The 15791-nt window shown below is 67.8% G+C and carries 12 protein-coding genes; 2 read left to right on the forward strand and 10 right to left on the reverse strand.

Annotated features, from left to right (window positions below):
• Positions 1-13 precede the first annotated feature (13 nt).
• Positions 14-442 (forward strand): nuclear transport factor 2 family protein, encoded by a 429-nt coding sequence (locus NI1_RS23785; protein ID WP_067824790.1) that lies wholly within the window; start codon positions 14-16, stop codon positions 440-442.
• On the opposite strand, the gene NI1_RS23790 is transcribed toward NI1_RS23785, so the two are convergent.
• The gene (locus NI1_RS23790) at positions 443-1039 is read right to left on the reverse strand and encodes a TetR/AcrR family transcriptional regulator (protein WP_169815623.1); all 597 of its coding nucleotides are present in this window, start codon (positions 1037-1039) and stop codon (positions 443-445) included. It abuts the gene before it with no gap.
• Positions 1040-1146: 107 nt separating this feature from the next.
• Here NI1_RS23790 and ilvD point away from each other — a divergent pair, with 107 nt between their 5' ends.
• A complete protein-coding gene (gene ilvD, locus NI1_RS23795) occupies positions 1147-3000 on the forward strand; it encodes a dihydroxy-acid dehydratase (RefSeq protein ID WP_084523595.1) in 1854 nt (617 codons plus the stop codon).
• Between the two features lie 4 nt (positions 3001-3004).
• Here ilvD and NI1_RS23800 read toward each other — a convergent pair whose 3' ends face one another.
• The 9 genes from NI1_RS23800 to NI1_RS23840 form a co-directional block, all read right to left on the reverse strand.
• Positions 3005-4228 carry a cytochrome P450 family protein gene (locus NI1_RS23800; RefSeq protein WP_067824792.1) on the reverse strand — a complete coding sequence of 408 codons (1224 nt, stop codon included), beginning with the start codon at positions 4226-4228 and terminating at the stop codon, positions 3005-3007.
• 20 nt (positions 4229-4248) lie between these two features.
• Positions 4249-5463, reverse strand: coding sequence for an acetyl-CoA acetyltransferase (locus NI1_RS23805; protein ID WP_067825310.1), 1215 nt, complete (start codon positions 5461-5463; stop codon positions 4249-4251).
• A 31-nt stretch (positions 5464-5494) separates the two neighbouring features.
• Complete coding sequence (locus NI1_RS23810) at positions 5495-7222, reverse strand: class I adenylate-forming enzyme family protein (RefSeq protein ID WP_067824794.1); 1728 nt, start codon at positions 7220-7222, stop codon at positions 5495-5497.
• A 59-nt stretch (positions 7223-7281) separates the two neighbouring features.
• A complete protein-coding gene (locus NI1_RS23815; protein WP_067824796.1) occupies positions 7282-8466 on the reverse strand; it encodes an acetyl-CoA C-acyltransferase in 1185 nt (394 codons plus the stop codon).
• Complete coding sequence (locus NI1_RS23820) at positions 8459-9520, reverse strand: LLM class flavin-dependent oxidoreductase (RefSeq protein ID WP_067824798.1); 1062 nt, start codon at positions 9518-9520, stop codon at positions 8459-8461. The genes NI1_RS23815 and NI1_RS23820 overlap by 8 nt, the downstream gene beginning before the upstream one ends.
• A gap of 14 nt (positions 9521-9534) precedes the next feature.
• On the reverse strand, positions 9535-10995 hold the full coding sequence (locus NI1_RS23825) for a carotenoid oxygenase family protein (RefSeq protein ID WP_067824799.1): 1461 nt from the start codon (positions 10993-10995) through the stop codon (positions 9535-9537).
• Between the two features lie 83 nt (positions 10996-11078).
• A complete protein-coding gene (locus NI1_RS23830; RefSeq protein WP_245663375.1) occupies positions 11079-11984 on the reverse strand; it encodes a winged helix-turn-helix transcriptional regulator in 906 nt (301 codons plus the stop codon).
• A gap of 66 nt (positions 11985-12050) precedes the next feature.
• Positions 12051-14006 (reverse strand): MFS transporter, encoded by a 1956-nt coding sequence (locus tag NI1_RS23835; protein ID WP_067824801.1) that lies wholly within the window; start codon positions 14004-14006, stop codon positions 12051-12053.
• Between the two features lie 157 nt (positions 14007-14163).
• On the reverse strand, positions 14164-15666 hold the full coding sequence (locus tag NI1_RS23840; protein WP_067824803.1) for a hypothetical protein: 1503 nt from the start codon (positions 15664-15666) through the stop codon (positions 14164-14166).
• Between the last annotated feature and the right edge of the window lie 125 nt (positions 15667-15791).

Here is a 15791-nt window from a genome sequence, read left to right on the forward strand (position 1 = left end):
GTAGAGAAGTACTGTGACCGAACAAGATACGAAGATCACCGCCATTACCGCATTCTTCGATGCCTATGCCCGCTATGACTTGGACGGCATGCGCGCCGTGCTCACCGAGGACATCGAGTGGACCATTCCGGGGCATCATGCGCTGTCGGGGACCAAGCGGGGCATCGATGAGGTGCTGGCATTCTTCGATGCGCTGGCCAAGGCGGGCATGAAGGCGGAGACGTTCTTTCTCGAAGCCAATGACGAGTATGTGGTGGATATTCACCGCGGCTACTCGACCGCGGGCGCGGGCCAGGTGGACACCATCTGGGCGCTGGTCTGGCATTTCGATGCGGCCGGGAAGGTCGATCGGGTGGTGAACCTCTCCGGTGATCAGCATCAGATGGATAGCTATGTCTGGCAGAACTTCACACTTGCCCCGTTGCCGGATCGACTCGGGTAGCTAGGAACGCAGTTCGAGCCGCCGCACCAAAGCGACCAGGGCCGCGCGCAGGGTGGCCGGTGAGTCGGTGTCCGCGCCGAGGATCATCCGGACCACCTGCGGTGCGGCGAACCACCAGGCCGCGAGTGCCGCGACCGCGTACAGCAGGTATCCGGGTGCGACGTCGTCGGCGAGCTTGCCGGCGCGCTGGGCGGCGGCCAGAGCCGCGACCTTGTCGGCGTAGTGCGAGGCGCGGGCGGATTCGGCGGGGAGTTCGCCGCCGCCGTGCTGCAAGCCCTCCCAGTACATGAGGCGCAGGAACTGGGGGTGGGTCTGGTGGAAGTCGAAAACGTGGCCGGCGTATTCGGCCAGGTCGCCGGCGCTGTCGGCGGAGAGTGGGCTGGCTGCGGCGAGTTGTTCCAGCTGGTCGGTGAGGACGGCTTCGAACAGGCCGCTCTTGTCGCCGAAGTACTGGTAGATCCGTTCCTTGTTGATTCCGGCGCGGGTGGCGATGGCCGCGACCCGCGCCCCGTCGGGGCCGCGTTCGGCGAATTCGTGCACCGCCGCTTCCAGCAGTCGCCGTTTGGTGCCCTCGGTATCCCACGCCATGCGCACCATCCAACCATCTCCAACCGCATGGTTGCGGTTCACCCCGCCGGTATGCAAGACTCCAACCGTGCGGTTGCAACTGCACGGTTGGAGATTGGGATTCAGGAGGTGGCATCGTGCCCGCATTGCGTTCGCGCACCGTCACGCACGGTCGGAATATGGCGGGGGCTCGCGCGCTCATGCGCGCCAGCGGCGTCCCGTCGGCGGATATCGGCCGCAAGCCGGTCATCGCCATCGCCAACAGCTTCACCGAGTTCGTGCCGGGGCACACCCATCTCCAACCGGTCGGGCGGATCGTGTCGGAGGCGGTACGAGCGGCGGGCGGTATTGCGCGCGAGTTCAACACCATCGCCATCGACGACGGAATTGCCATGGGGCACAGCGGAATGCTGTATTCGCTGCCGTCGCGGGATCTGATCGCCGATTCGATCGAGTACATGGTGAGCGCGCACTGCGCCGACGCACTGGTGTGTATCTCCAACTGCGACAAGATCACCCCGGGCATGCTGATGGCGGCCATGCGGTTGAACATCCCCACCGTGTTCGTCTCGGGCGGGCCCATGGAGGGCGGCAGCGCCGTACTGGTCGACGGCACCGTCCGCAGCCGCTTGGACCTCATCGTCACCATGGCCGAGGCCGTCTCCCCCGACGTGTCGGATGAGGATATGGCGCGCATCGAGGAGAACGCCTGCCCGACCTGCGGGTCCTGCGCGGGCATGTTCACCGCCAATTCCATGAACTGCCTGACCGAGGCGCTGGGTCTGGCGTTGCCGGGCAACGGCACCGTGCTGGCCACCCATACCGCGCGCAAGGCGCTGTACGAGTCGGCCGGGCATACGGTGATGGAGTTGACCCGCCGCTATTACGAGCAGGACGACGACCGGGTGCTGCCCCGGAACATCGCCACCCGTGAGGCTTTCGACAATGCGATGGCGTTGGATCTGGCCATGGGCGGGTCCACCAACACCGTGCTGCACCTGCTGGCGGCGGCGCAGGAAGCGGGGCTGGACTACACGCTGACCGATATCGAGAAGATGTCCCCGCAGATCCCGTGCCTGTGCAAGGTCGCACCGAACGGCAGCTATCTGATGGAGGATGTGCATCGCGCGGGCGGTATGCCCGCCATCCTGGGTGAGCTGCATCGCGGGGGCCTGCTGCACCGGAATGTGCATGCGGTGCACGCGGATTCGCTCGATGCGTGGCTGGCCGAATGGGATGTGCGCGCCGAGAAGCCCTCCCCCACCGCGCTGGAGATGTTCCATGCCGCACCCGGCGGGAAGCGTTCGGCCACGGCCTTCTCACAGTCCGAGCGCTGGCACACCCTCGATGTCGATGCCGCCGACGGCTGCATCCGCGATCTCGCTCACGCGCATTCCCGCGACGGCGGTTTGGCGGTGCTGCGCGGCAATCTCGCACCCGACGGCGCGGTGGTGAAGTCGGCGGGCGTGGCCGAGCACATGCACACCTTCACCGGACCGGCCGTCGTGGTCGATTCGCAGGAAGAGGCGGTGGAGGCGATTCTCTCCGGCCGCATCCAGCCCGGTGACGTGCTGGTGATCCGCTACGAGGGGCCGCGCGGCGGACCGGGCATGCAGGAGATGCTGTATCCCACTTCGTATCTCAAGGGCCGCGGTTTGGCCGGTGCGTGCGCGGTGGTGACCGACGGACGGTTCTCGGGCGGTTCTTCGGGGCTGTCCATCGGGCACATCTCGCCGGAGGCAGCGGCCGGCGGGCCGATCGCGCTGGTGCGGGACGGGGATGCCGTGACCATCGATATCCCCTCGCGCGGTATGACTTTGGCGGTCGAGGATGCGGAACTGGCCGCGCGCCGCGCGGAGCTGGAGGCAGGCGGCGGATACCGGCCGCGCCAGCGTGACCGTCAGGTCTCGCTGGCGCTGCGCACCTACGCCATGCTCGCCACCTCCGCCGATCGCGGCGCGGTCCGCGATGCGTCGAAACTGCCTGCCTGACGGGTTATTTCAGGTAGACCGGCAGGCGGTCGTGACCATTGGAGATGAAGCTGGGCACGGCGCCCAGCTCACCGGGTTCGACCGCCAGCCGCAGTTCCGGGAACCGCGCGAACAGCGCGGGCAAGGCCACTTTCGCCTCCAGCCGGGCCAGGGGCGCACCGAGGCAATGGTGTGCCCCGTACCCGAAGGCCAAGTGCTCCTTGCTCTCCCGGGTCAGGTCGAACTCGTTCGCGGTGGGGCCGTGCAGCTTCGGGTCCCGGTTGGCGGCGGCATAGGAGGCGAGAATGGGCTCGCCCTCAGCGATCCGGACCCCGCCCACTTCGAGGTCCTGCACCGCGTAACGCAGCGGCAGGTGCGCGACCGGGGCTTGGTAGCGCAGCGATTCCTCGACCAGATCTTCCCAGCTCACCTCGCCCGCAGTGAGTTTCGCCAGCTCACCGGGGTGCGTCAGCAGCGTGAAGACGGCTTGGTCCAGGAGGTTCACGGTGGTTTCGTGCCCGGCGCTGATCACCAGCAGCAGGGTGTCCATGAGTTCGGTATCGGTGAGCGTGGACCCGTCGTCCTCGTCCCGGGCGGCGATCAGCACGCTGATCATGTCGTCGCCCGGCCGCTGCTGCCGGCGCGACACGAGTTCGGCGAGCAGCTCGTACATTTCGCCGTACTTCGCCATCGATTCCCCGGGCGTGAGCGTGGTGTCGAAGAACGCGTCCACGCAGGACCGCAGGGTCGGGTTCAGCTCCTCGGGCACATCCAGCATCTCGGAGATGACCTGGATGGGCAGCGGATAGGCGAAACTTTCACGCAGGTCCACGGATTCACCATCGGGCGTCTTCGCGAGGGTGTCGAGCAGGTCCGCGGTGATGCGCTCGATGCGCGGCTGCATGGCCGCGGTCCGGCGATGGGTGAACGCGGGCGCGACCAGCTTGCGCAGCCGCCGATGGTCCACGCCGTACGCGGTGAACATGCTCGACACCGAAACCCACGGATACAGCGCCCAATCCTGCGGCACTTCACCGTTGATGAACGCGGGCCAATGCTGTTTCGCCGACTTAGATACCCGCGGATCGGTGAGCAGGTTCTTCAGCAGTGCCACATCGCTCACCGACCAGGCGCGAATACCGCCGGGCAGTTCGACGAGGGTGACGGGGCCGCGTTCGCGCAGCCGCGCGGCCTCACCTTGGATATCGACTCCGGTGGGATCGAGAATGAGAGGTTCGTTGTCCGACAAGGGATCTCCTGACGTTGTCCTCAGTCGACGGCGGCCACCACGAAGCTCGCGACGGTGGTCACGCTGCCGCCGATGTTCACCGTAGCGACCCGGCGCGCATCCGGCACCTGAATGTCGCCCGCCTGCCCGGTGACCTGGCGGTGCGCGTCGAGAAGCATGCGAACTCCGGTGGCGCCGACGGGATGTCCGATGCCGATGAGTCCGCCGCCGGGATTGACGGGAAGTCTTCCGTCGCGGGCGATTTCACCGGCTTCGATGGCTTTCCAACTCTCGCCGGGCGCGGTGATGCCGAGGTGGTCGAGGGCCACGTACTCCGACATGGAGAAGCAGTCGTGGACCTCCACGGCGTCGACGGCGTCGATATCGGGGAGCCGGGCGCGGTCCAGGGCGTCGCGGACCGTGTGGTGCAGGTGCGGGAAGACGTAGGGGTCGTCGGCCGAGTAAGCCAGTTTCGCGTCCAGTGACAGGGCGGCGGTGCGGTGTCCCCAGCCTGCGATCACCGATCGACCGGCGGGCCGAATAGTGTTGCGCTGCTGAAGGAATCGTTCGGACACCAAGACCACCGCCGCGGCACCGTCGGTCATCTGGCTGCAATCCTGGCGGCGCAGCACTCCGGCCACCGGCGGATTGGCCTCGTCGTCGGCATCGAAGCTGTCCGGTGCGTACTTCCAATCCCGGGTTTGCGCAGCCGGATTCGAGCGTGCGTTGCCGATATTGAGTGCGCTGATGGCCCGCAGATGCGCCGGGTCGAGGCCGTAGCGGCGGTCGTACTCCTCGGCGATGGCGGCGAACATGCTCGGCCACACCAGATCCGTCCCCAGCGCTTCATGCCCGGCCCAGGCGGCCGCGCCCATGAACCGTGCCGCTTGCCCGCCCGGCACGGTCTTCTCCAGCTCCGCGCCGATCACCAGCGCGCAGTCGTAGCGCCCGGACTCGAGGTCGGCCATGGCGGCGAGCACGGCCATACTGCCGGAGGCGCAGGCGGCCTCGTGCCGGGTAGCCGGTACACCCCAGAATTGGGGCCGCACGGTGGCGGGCATCCCGCCCAACTGCCCTTGGCCGGTGAACAACTGCCCGAAGGCGTTGCCGACGTGGATGACCCCGATATCGGCCGCGTCGACCTGGGCGGCGCGCAACGAGTCGTCGACCACCCGGCTGAAAAGCGCATCGAATCCGAGTCCGGCGCGCTGCCAGTTGACGGCGAAATCCGTTTGGCTCCCACCGAGAATATGCACGGACACAACAACTCCTGGAATTCTCGAAGGCTCAGAGACGCGCGCGCAGTTCGCGGCGCAGTAGTTTGCCGACCGGATTGCGCGGCAAGCTCGCCACGATCTCCAATCGTTCCGGCAGTTTGAACGAGGCCACGTCGCGCGATCGCAGATATGCGACGAGATCATCGAGGGTGACGGTGGTATTCGGCGCGGGAACCACAAAGGCACAGCACTTCTCACCGAGTACGGCATCCGGGTACCCGACCACCGCGACCTCCGCGATCCCGGGGTGATCGGCGAGCAGTCCTTCGATCTCGGCGGGCGCGATATTCATGCCGCCGCGAATGATGATCTCCTTGACCCGGTCCACGAATCGCAGATACCGGCCGCCTTCGCCGCAGAGTTCGAAAACGTCTCCGCTGCACAGGTATCCGTCCGCATCGAAGGGTGTGGTGGCGGCCGTACCCGCCAGGTAGCCGCCGAACACCGCCGGCCCGCGCATCCGCAGCTCGCCGCGTCCGCCGAGCTCGGTCACCTGGTCCCCGGTGACGACGTCGACGAGCTTCACCGCGGTGCTCGCGGCCAGCCGGGTCGCCCAGCGCACGCCCGCCGCACCGTAATGCGGAAGATGCTGGGCGCGCACCGTCGGATCCGGGATGTCGGCCGGAGCGCCCAGCAGGCTCACACCCTCATTGGAGCCGAAGAAGTTCACGACGGCGATGCCGAGTTCCTCCTGCCAGCGTCGGACCACGGACGGCGGCAAGGGAGCGCCGCCGGAGCCGACGGTGTGCAGTGAACTCAGATCCGCGTGGGCGCGCAGCGCGTCGTTCTGGAGCAGCATGGTCAGCAGTGCCGGCGGCATACAGGTGTAGGTCACTCGATGCTCGGCGATCTGGCGCAGGAACACCGGCAGATCGAGCGGATGATGCTGCACCAGATGCCCGCCCGTCAGCAGCCACGGCAGGAGCGTGCCCGCGAATCCCGCCATGTTCACCATCGGGAACGGATTCAGCACCACCGATTCCGTGGTGAGCGCCAGCCCGTCCTGCACGCCGCGCGCCACCGCCAGCCAGTCGCCGTGACAACGTGGCACACCTTTGGGTGCGGCTTCGGTGCCGCTGGTCCAGCACACCGTGATCCGGTCGTTCACGGTCCGCTCGAGACCGGACTCGTAGTCGCACACCAGCTTTCGAGCTTCCTCCGGTGCCGGCGGCCCGACCTCGACGGCTTGCTCCGGCACCCGTGGCCCGAACGCGAAGACCACCCGTCGCCCCTCCGCGATCGTCAACGCTTCCGCGGCGAGCTCCCGATCCCCCAGCACGCCGGTGGTGATCAGCGCGTCCGCATCCGTGGCCGCCACGATCCCCGAGATCTCGTGCCGCCGGTACGAAACCGGCATCGGCGTCGCCACCGCACCGATCCGCCACAGCGCGAGATACGTGGCGGTCAGCGCGATCGAATTCGGCAGCAACACAGCCACCGTCGAGCCCTGCCGAATCCCGTTGGCCCACAATACGGCCGCGATATCGAGCACCTGATCATCGAGTTCCCGCCAGCTCGAGGTGCGTGGCGTCGCCCCGGTCAACTCGGCGAGATTCGCCGGATCACTGACCGCGGGCGCGGCCGGCGCTTCGGCGACGCGCCGCCGGAAGATCTCCGGAATCGTGTCCGGCTCCCACCAGCCGCGTTCGAGATATTCCCGCACCAGTTCCTCGGGATGGCAGCGGTGCGCGCCGGGTCGATCAGTGGGAATTGCCGGGGAGAGAGTTGATTCGGCCATGAGGGTCCCTGTGTTCGTAGTTCTCGACGGTGGAGGATGGTCGTTTCGGCCGTACCGGCTCAGCGGAGCCGGCGGAGCACCACCGCCGATCCGAGTCCGAGCGCGGCGGGAATCGCGACGAGCGCATGCTCGCCGTCGATGCGAGTGAGGGCGTCCAGGGCCTCGGCGAGGAGGATCCCGCCGGTCGCTCCGAGCGGATGACCGACGGCCAGCGCGCCGCCGGTGGGGTTCACGCGTTCGGGGTTCAGACCGAGTTCGCGCATCACCACTATCGGTGTGACAGCGAAGGATTCGTTGATGATGGCCACGTCGATGCCGGCGGTCCCGACCCCCGCCCGATCCATGGCTCGCCGTGCGGCCGCGACGGGCGCGGTGAGCAGCGGAGACCGTTCGGCGGCCTGCGCCGTCCCCGCGATGACCGCGCGCGGCGCACGACCCACCGAACCTTCCGCTCGGCGGCTGCCCAGCAATACCGCCGCGGCCCCGTCGGCGAGTTGCGGAGCGGTGGCGAGGGTATGCAATCCGGCTGCCGGTCGCGGCGCACCCGGCAGCCGCCGTGCCACCCGATCCCATCCCGGATCGGCCTCGAACAGGGCCGGCAATGCGGCGAAGTTCTCCAGGCTCGCATCGGCCCGCGCTCCTTCGTCGGCGGCCAGCAGCAGGGTCCCGCCCTTGCGCACCGGTATCACCGAGTCCGAACCCGCTGCGCCCGAAGCCTTCCGATGCGAGCGCACCGCGTAGGCATCCAGCTCCGCCCGCCCGATCCCGTGCACCGCCGCCGTCAGATCCGCCGACACCCCGATGGTGACGAACCCGGCCCGCTCCCCCAGATCCGGATCCGTGGCGATGCCCGGCCGATCCGACAGCATGGGCACCCGCGACATGGATTCCACTCCGCCCGCGACCACCACGTCGGCGTATCCCGCCGCGACCCGCGCCGCACCGCTCTGCACCGCGTCCAGTCCCGAGCAACACAATCGCGAAACCACCCCGCCCGGAACCGAATCCGGCCAGCCCGCCCACAATGCGGCGGCCCGCGCCAGATCTCCGCCCTGCTCCCCCGCCACCGTGCTGATCCCCACGATGATGTCGTCGACCACCTCGGGCGGGCACGACCGCTGCTCCAATGCCGTCAGCAGCTGCCCGAACAATTCGTGCGGCGGGACATCGGCCAGAGTCCCCCCGCTCTTGCGCACCCGCCCCCTGGGCAACCGCACCGCGTCGTACACGTACGCCTCACGCACGCTCCACCCCCAGCACGGTCTCCAGCGTGTAGCTCCCGCCCGGATCCTCGGCCGTGGTCACCGGCACGATCACCACTTCGTCGGCGCCGGCCTCCCGATAAGCCGTGAGCCGGGCCGCTATCTCGGCTCGATCACCGAACATCCCTACTACCGCGGCCAATTCGTCCGGCACCGCGGCCAGCACGGCACGTGGCCGCGCCCCGCTGTGGGCCAGCCCTACCACCTCGCCGAACCCGGCTTCGGTGAACATGGCGTCGTAGCCCGGCGCGCGCAAGTAACCCACGACCCCGCGTCTCAGCGTGGCCAGCATTTCCGGCGACGGGTCGGCCGCGGCGGTCACCCAGACCGACACCGGCGGTGCGTCGTGTCCCGCGCGTTCGGCGAACTCCTTTATCGCGGTGACACATCGGGCCACCTGCGCGGGTGTGACCAGGTTCAGCACCACGCGGTCGGCGACCCGGGCCGCCGCCCTGAGCGCGCTCGCCCCGAAGGCCGCCAGCACCAACTCCGCCCGCGCACGGGAGGGGTCATTGCCGCGACCGGCCATGACCTGAGAACCGCTCTGCGCCAATATGTCCGATTCCGTCCGGGGTGCCACCGGGAGCCGTAGCCGGAATCCGTTCATGCGCTCGGTCGCACCTTCGTACTCGACGCGGTCGCCCGACAGCAGTGCCCGGACGATGCGGGCGGACTCCTCCAGATGCACTGCGGTCCGGCGTCTTTCGCGGCCGTGCCAGTCACGCACCACCACCGTGCTGGAGGTGCCCAGCGCCACGTCCACCGGGCGGCCGGTGAGCGCGGCGACGCTGGCCACCCCCATGGCGATGGTCGCCGGGGTGCGAACGTCCACGGCGAGGGGGCCCACGCACAGCGGTATGCGACCGGCGGTGCCGCCGATCGCGGAGGCCAGGGCGAAGGCGTCGAAGGTGGCCATCTCGCCGATCCAAAGTCGGTCGTAGCCGAGCTTTTCGGCGGTCTCGGCCACCAGGAGAGCATCGAGGGGGTCACGGTCCTGCCAGTACGGGAGGCTGACACCGAGAGCGGGATCGGTCACGCGGGGAACCCTTTTCAGGCGATGGGGGCGGCGGCTGCGCGCATGCGGTCGCCGCTCACCCAGGTGGCGTGGAAGCCCAGGGGGACGCGGACCGGGAGGGCCAGGCGGCAGAGCGGGCCGGAGGTGAGGGTGGCGGCGTCGTAGATCCAGACTTCGGACAGGCCGGTGTGGTTGTTGTGGGCGAACATGGTCAGGTAGGCGTCGTCCTCGGACTTCCCGCCCGGGCGGGGGACGACCGTCAGTTCGCTGCCGTAGATGCCGTCGCCGAAGGGCGCGGTTTCCTTTGTGCCGGTGCGGATGTCGTACTTGATCACCGCGTCGAAGATCATGGTGCGATCCACCGAGAGACGCATCTGGTAGGAGTAGCGGCCGGCCCGGCCGGTGAGTCCCTGGTCGATGGCCGGGAATTCGGTGTTGACGTCGTCCAGGGGCTCCTCGATGGTCCGGCCGGTACGCAGGTCGAAGCGGTAGCGGTGCAGCTTCGCCTCGGGACGCAGGTAGGCCAGCAGCTGGGCGAGCGGGTGGGCGCGGTCGGAGACGGGGCTGGGCTCGGATACCCGGCAGACCACCAGGACGATCTCGTCGCCTTCTTCCCACGAGTTGACGGTGTGGTAGATGTATCCCGGGTCGGCCTCGAACCATTTCGCTTGCGCCCCATCGCCGTAACGCGGCAGCACGGCGAAGCGGCTGGGCAGCGTGCGATCGAAGAAGATCTTGAACCGTCCCGCGGCCGCGGCGCGGGGATCGTTGTAGAGCGGCAAATCCATCAGCACCGAATAGTTTTCGGTGATCGCCATGTCGTGGGGCAGGCGCGGCCCGGGCAGCTCCAGCCCGGTGTAGTGGGTGACCGTCCCGTTCGGATCGGCCACACCGTAGCGCAGGTACGGGGCGTTGATGCCGTAGTCGAAGAAGAGCAGTTCCTCGGTGCGCTCATCCACCTTGGCGTGCGCCGAAACCTCCCCGCGCAGAGTGCCGTTGAAGTTGTCGACGCCGCGCGTCTCCAGGCTGACCGGATCCAGCGCGTACGGCTTGCCCGCCCGGTACCAGAGCGCCAGCAGGTTCCCGTGATGGAACACCACATCGGTATTGGCGGAGTTCCGCTCGCGCCGATCCCCCGCCGGATTCCCGTCCCACGGCTCGATCACGCCGCGCCACAATGCCGTTCCCGCCGCCCGCTCGGCCTCGAATTCGCCGGTCCGCACGAACCGATTCCGGTAGGTGGCCCGCCCGTTCTCGAAGTGCACCGCGTGCAGCATGCCGTCACCGTCGAACCAGTGGTAGCGGCCCAGCGGCGCGAACTGCGGATTCGGCCCGTTGCGCACATAGACGCCGTCGAGGTCGGTGGGCAATTCCCCGTGCAGCACAGTCAGATTCGTGGCCGTGACCTCCTCCGCCGTCGCCGCGTACGGGCCCTCCAGATACGGATTGGTCAGCGCCGCAGCGGCGGGCGCGATGAGTTCTTCGTTGAGCGGCATGAGAAGCCTCCAGCGGCCGGACCGCCAAGCCCGGCAGATTTCACTACAGTTAATGAAGTGATACGCGTCTCATGCCGCAGCTGTCAAGGCCGCTCGAACGTCACATCGGTACGGCCCAGCTCGGCATCACAGCCCCGGCAGCGCAAAGCGGGCCGCAGCACCGCCCCGCAGTCCCGGTGCCGGATCAGCAATCCCGGCTCCGGCGCGTCCGGATGCGCCCGCTCGGACCAGGCGAGCAGAAAGGCGAAGACCCCGAACAGGGCCCGCCCGCGCGGCGTCAACCGGTATTCACGCCCCCCGGCTTCGGACCGCTGCAATATCCCGGCTTCGACCAGCCGGTTCAACCGCTCGGTCAGGGTGGTCGGCGAAAGGTTCAAGGCCGCACGGAATTCGGAGAACCTGCGCACTCCGGCGAGCGCCAAGCCGGTGACCGAGGCGCTCCAGCGATCCCCGATCGCCTCCATGATCTCGTCGAACCGCGCGTCCGCCCGCACCGGGGAGACCGCCGCCCGCGCGGACCGCCGCCGCCCGGAGGTGATGTGCCACAACGCTTCCCGATCCAGCTCCACATCGGTGTCGTGCGCGGTGACGGTGCGCCCGCACCCCCGGCACAGCAATACCGGCGGCCCCCGGTGCCCGCAGTCGGTATGCACGAACTCGGGCAGCAGCGCCCACTCCGCCGTCCATTCCCGCTGCCAGGTCCACACGCAGACCAGGATTTCCCAAGTCCCCAAACCCAATTCGGTGAGCCGGTACTCGCCGCGATCCCCCGCCCCGGCCGTCCGCACCAGCACTCCCGCCTCGACCAGGGCATGCAGCCGCGCCGTCAATACCGCCGGCGGCGCACCCGTGCACTCGATCCACTGGTTGAACCGCCGTGCCCGCGAGACGAACGCATGCCGCAGCACGGTCAAGGTCAGCCGGTCGCCCAGCAGATCGAAGGTCGCGGCGACACTGTTGACAGCCGGCACGGCGGGGGTAGATTGCACTTCAATAACTGTAGTGGATGAATGGGCTCGGCGGCCCCGCAGCACCGCCGAGCCCATCCCCCGACCTCACTTCGCCAGGCCCGCCAGTTCCCGATCGACAGCCGCATCGTGCTCGGCCGCCGCCTCCTCGGCCTTCTTCGGGCTCCAATATCCGGACATGATGAACACGAACGGAATGAACAGCACCTGCGCGATCAGGCAGATCCACCACCAGCGCTTCCACTGCGCCGGACCGTCGATGGCCGCCTGCTGTGCGTCCTTACCGTGCGCGGCCAGATAGTCGCGATCCTCGGCCGGGATCTTGGCCACCGCCAGCAGCTGGGTGCTCGCGGTCGCGATGGACGGACCCGCCACCGACACCACGGCCAGATCGCTCACCGGCACCGCCTTGGCGGCCTGAATCCGCGCCGCCGCCGCTTCGGGCGTGATCGAGAACTTCTTCGCCACCTGCCCGACCGCGGTCGCCGCCGCCTCCGAATCATTGGGATTGGTCAGCAGTTTGGTCAGCACCCCACTGTCGATGGCCTGCAAGGTGGCCAGTTCCTCGGGGTACTTGGCATTGACGCTCAAGGTCGTCTGCACATCCGCCGCCGACTGCCCCGACAGCGTGGTCAGCGCCTTCACCTGCGCCGCCGCATCCCCGGGATTCTTGCTCAGCGCCGTCAGCGTATCCGCGCCCACCTTGTTTATGGTCTCGATCTCACTGTGGTACTTCGCCTGGATCTCTTGCAGTTTGGGCCCGTAGTTCACCAGCGTCCCGGCCGCGGTCACCACGATCAGCAACCCGAACAGCACCCCGGTCACCACGGTCCGCAGCATGCCGCCCCACACCGCCAGCCCGACCGCGGTGGCCGCCGGGTTGCGCTTCTCCACGGTCTCGGTGAAGCTCGCCATCCAGGTGGAGTACGAGATCCCGGTGCCGATGGCGATGAAGCTCAGCACCACCGCGAAGGTGTAGTAGTCGGTGCCGGGTTTATCGGTGTAGCCGAGGAAGACGTAGATCCCGATGATCGAGATGATCGCCCCGAAGATCATGAACGGCTTGCGCACCTTCAGGTAGTCCGACACGATCCCGGTCAGCACCAGCGACAGCGCGCTCGCGATCCAATACCAGTTGCCCAGCGCATTGGCCTGCGCCGAACTGAAGCCGAAGTTGGTCGCCATGTAGACCGGCAGGAACGACACGATCGTGTAGAAGAAGGCCAGGAAGATCGAGATCCCCAGCGCAGATCCGACGATGTCCAGGTGCATCATCTGCTTCCACTCGTTGCGCTCCAGCGCCTCGACATCGAGCCCGCGCGCCCGCGCCTCGATCAGCGCCCGGTCCCGAAGCGACACCATGACCTGATCCCGCAGCGCCGGACTCAGCTCGCGCAGCCCGATCACCCCGAGAATCGAGATGATCAAACAGACGGCGCCGCACAACCGGTAGTGGAACTGCCAGTCCGGATGCGCGTCCAGGGTCTGGGTGGAGATCTCGGTGGTCACCAGCGCGCCGAACACCGGCCCCAGCGTCCAGAATCCCATGGCCGAGGCCCGGCCGAGTTGCGGCGAGAAGTCGCGCACCAGTGCCGGAGTCGCGACCAGCACTGCGCCTTCCACAATGCTGATCAGGCAGTACACGATCAGATAGGACTCTTTGGTGGTGGTCTGCGGCACCGCGAACAGGGTCAGCGCCGAGCAGATGACCGTGCCATAGGCGACGATATTGGCGCGCCCCCACCGGTCGATGATGCCGGTGATGACCGAGGCCACCGCTCCGAACGCCGAACCCGCGATGAAGATGCCGACGAAGTATCGGAAGCTCAGGTGGAAGTAGGCGATCAGCTGATTGCCGACCGCGCCGGCCACGAACAGCTGGTAGTACAGCGCGATCGAAACGACCACGACCAGGAAGAGGTACCAGGATCGGGCCGGGGTATCCGGATAGTGCGGGAGTTTCCGCTGCCACAATCCGGTGACCAGGGTGGGCGGCGGAGTGTCGGGGGCGGCGGGAGGGACGGCGGTCGGAGTCGTGCTCATGATCGAGTTGCCTTTCTGCCCACGGCAACTCGTGTGACCGGAAGACCCTTCGTGATGCAGCGCGAGCGCCGGGTGAGAACAGGGTAGCGGGCACAAGTGATCTACATCACTGCATTCAGCAATGAATACTGGACAGTGCTACTGATCGGGGCCGGGACTATTCGGAGGCGTCCCGGAAGTAGAGAATGTTCGACCCGTGCTCGGCGAGCGGTCCGGCTTCGGCGGCCTGGCGAATTCCGCTGCCGGGGAGTTTCGTCAATTTGGTGAACATGGTGGTATTGCCGAAGGCCGCGCGGACCTGGGTTTCGGAGGCGTAATCCGCGCCGTAATCGGCGAGGGCCTTGAAATCCAATGGGGCGAGCGGTTTTTCGAGGGCGATCTGACCGGCGGGCAGGCCGAGTGCGGCGTACTGGGTCGCGGTGCCGCCCTCGTACCAGCAGAGCTCGTAGGAGATCTGCTCGGTGGTGGTGACGCTCACGACCGGCCATTCCTGGGACAGGCGCAGGGCCAGGGGATGCCTGCCGACGGGGGCCACTTCCCAATTGAGGGATTTGACCGAAACCCAGTGTTCGGAGATCTTCTCGATGATGACGACGTCCTCGCCGAGGCGTTCCTGGACGTTGACCTCGGGCTCGGGGGTGCTCCAGTGCTTTTCTTCCACGCCGAGGTAGGCGGAGCTGGGCACCGGTTCCGCGCCGTCGGAGACATAGGCGGCGAGCAGGGCGGCGCGGACCAGGGTGACGGCATTGCGCGAGGAGCAGCGCACGCTGAGCGCGCCGAACGAGGTGCTGATCTCGACCGGTTTGGAAGGCGGGTCCGGGAGGGCGCCGGCGGCCAGCGGCTTCAGGCCGACCAGAGCGAGCTGCCAGTTGACCTCCTCGATGGTGGCCAGGTCACCCGAGGTCTGGTACAGGATCTGCTGCTGGGTGAGGTACCCGGCGCGTTCGAGGGTGGTGCAGTCGAGCTTGCCCAGCGCGGTGACCGTCTTGGAGGTGAATCCGAGTTCGTCGATACGGATTTCGCGCAGGCCCTGCGTCATGGCCGGGGAGGTGACGGCGGCATAGCGTTCGCGGTACATGGACAGCGCCTGCTTGCGCTGACGGCCGACCATCAGGGTGCGCAGCAGGGTGTTGAGCGTGGCCAGATAGCGGTTGGCCTGATCCGGGTCGGCAGCGTACATGGCGGCGCGAATCCGCACCGCGTCCTCGCTGGCGGCGACGGCGGCATTCGGGTCCAGGCGGCACAGCCAGACGCCGCACTTGGAGAGCGCGTCGGCGCACACGCCCTGGGCCTGCGGATAGGTCTGCGCGACATGGCGATACGCGTTACAGGCATTGCGGATGGTGGAGGTGGCCAGCTCCCGATGCCCGATGGTGCGCGCCGCCTGCTCGAACAGCCGCAGCGCCTCCTGCACCTGGTTGGCGAAGACCGCCGTCACATGCCCGGCGGTCAGCCAGCGCAACCGGATCAGCACCGCCTCCTGGGCGGGTTCCAGTGCGGCGGGCGAGCGATCGCGTTGCGCCGGATCGGACTTGGTGGCGATGAGCGCGCGGGCGAATTCGCAGAGGCTGGTCGCCAGTGCCAACTCGGTCTCCGCGGAGCGGTCCCGCGCAGCCCCTCGATCCGTTGCCACCTGGCGCTCGATGGCGCTGAGATCCATTGCGACCTTCAAACTCCCGCATCACCCGAGCACGAGCCGGGCTGGGATTGTACGGGTCAACCCCTCCACCTTCACCGGTTCGCGCGTTTGCGCCGAGTCTGCCACAAAATCCCGGCGCGGGTGAC

This window comes from Nocardia inohanensis NBRC 100128, from assembly GCF_001612945.1.
Classification (GTDB): Bacteria; Actinomycetota; Actinomycetes; order Mycobacteriales; family Mycobacteriaceae; genus Nocardia; species Nocardia inohanensis.

Coding starts and splice junctions, on each gene's coding strand:
- NI1_RS23790 (WP_169815623.1), bottom strand. CDS start 1,039: ATGGTGCGCATGGCGTGGGATACCGAGGGCACCAAACGGCGACTGCTG.
- NI1_RS23810 (WP_067824794.1), bottom strand. CDS start 7,222: ATGGCCGAATCAACTCTCTCCCCGGCAATTCCCACTGATCGACCCGGC.
- NI1_RS23825 (WP_067824799.1), bottom strand. CDS start 10,995: ATGCCGCTCAACGAAGAACTCATCGCGCCCGCCGCTGCGGCGCTGACC.
- NI1_RS23835 (WP_067824801.1), bottom strand. CDS start 14,006: ATGAGCACGACTCCGACCGCCGTCCCTCCCGCCGCCCCCGACACTCCG.
- NI1_RS23840 (WP_067824803.1), bottom strand. CDS start 15,666: ATGGATCTCAGCGCCATCGAGCGCCAGGTGGCAACGGATCGAGGGGCT.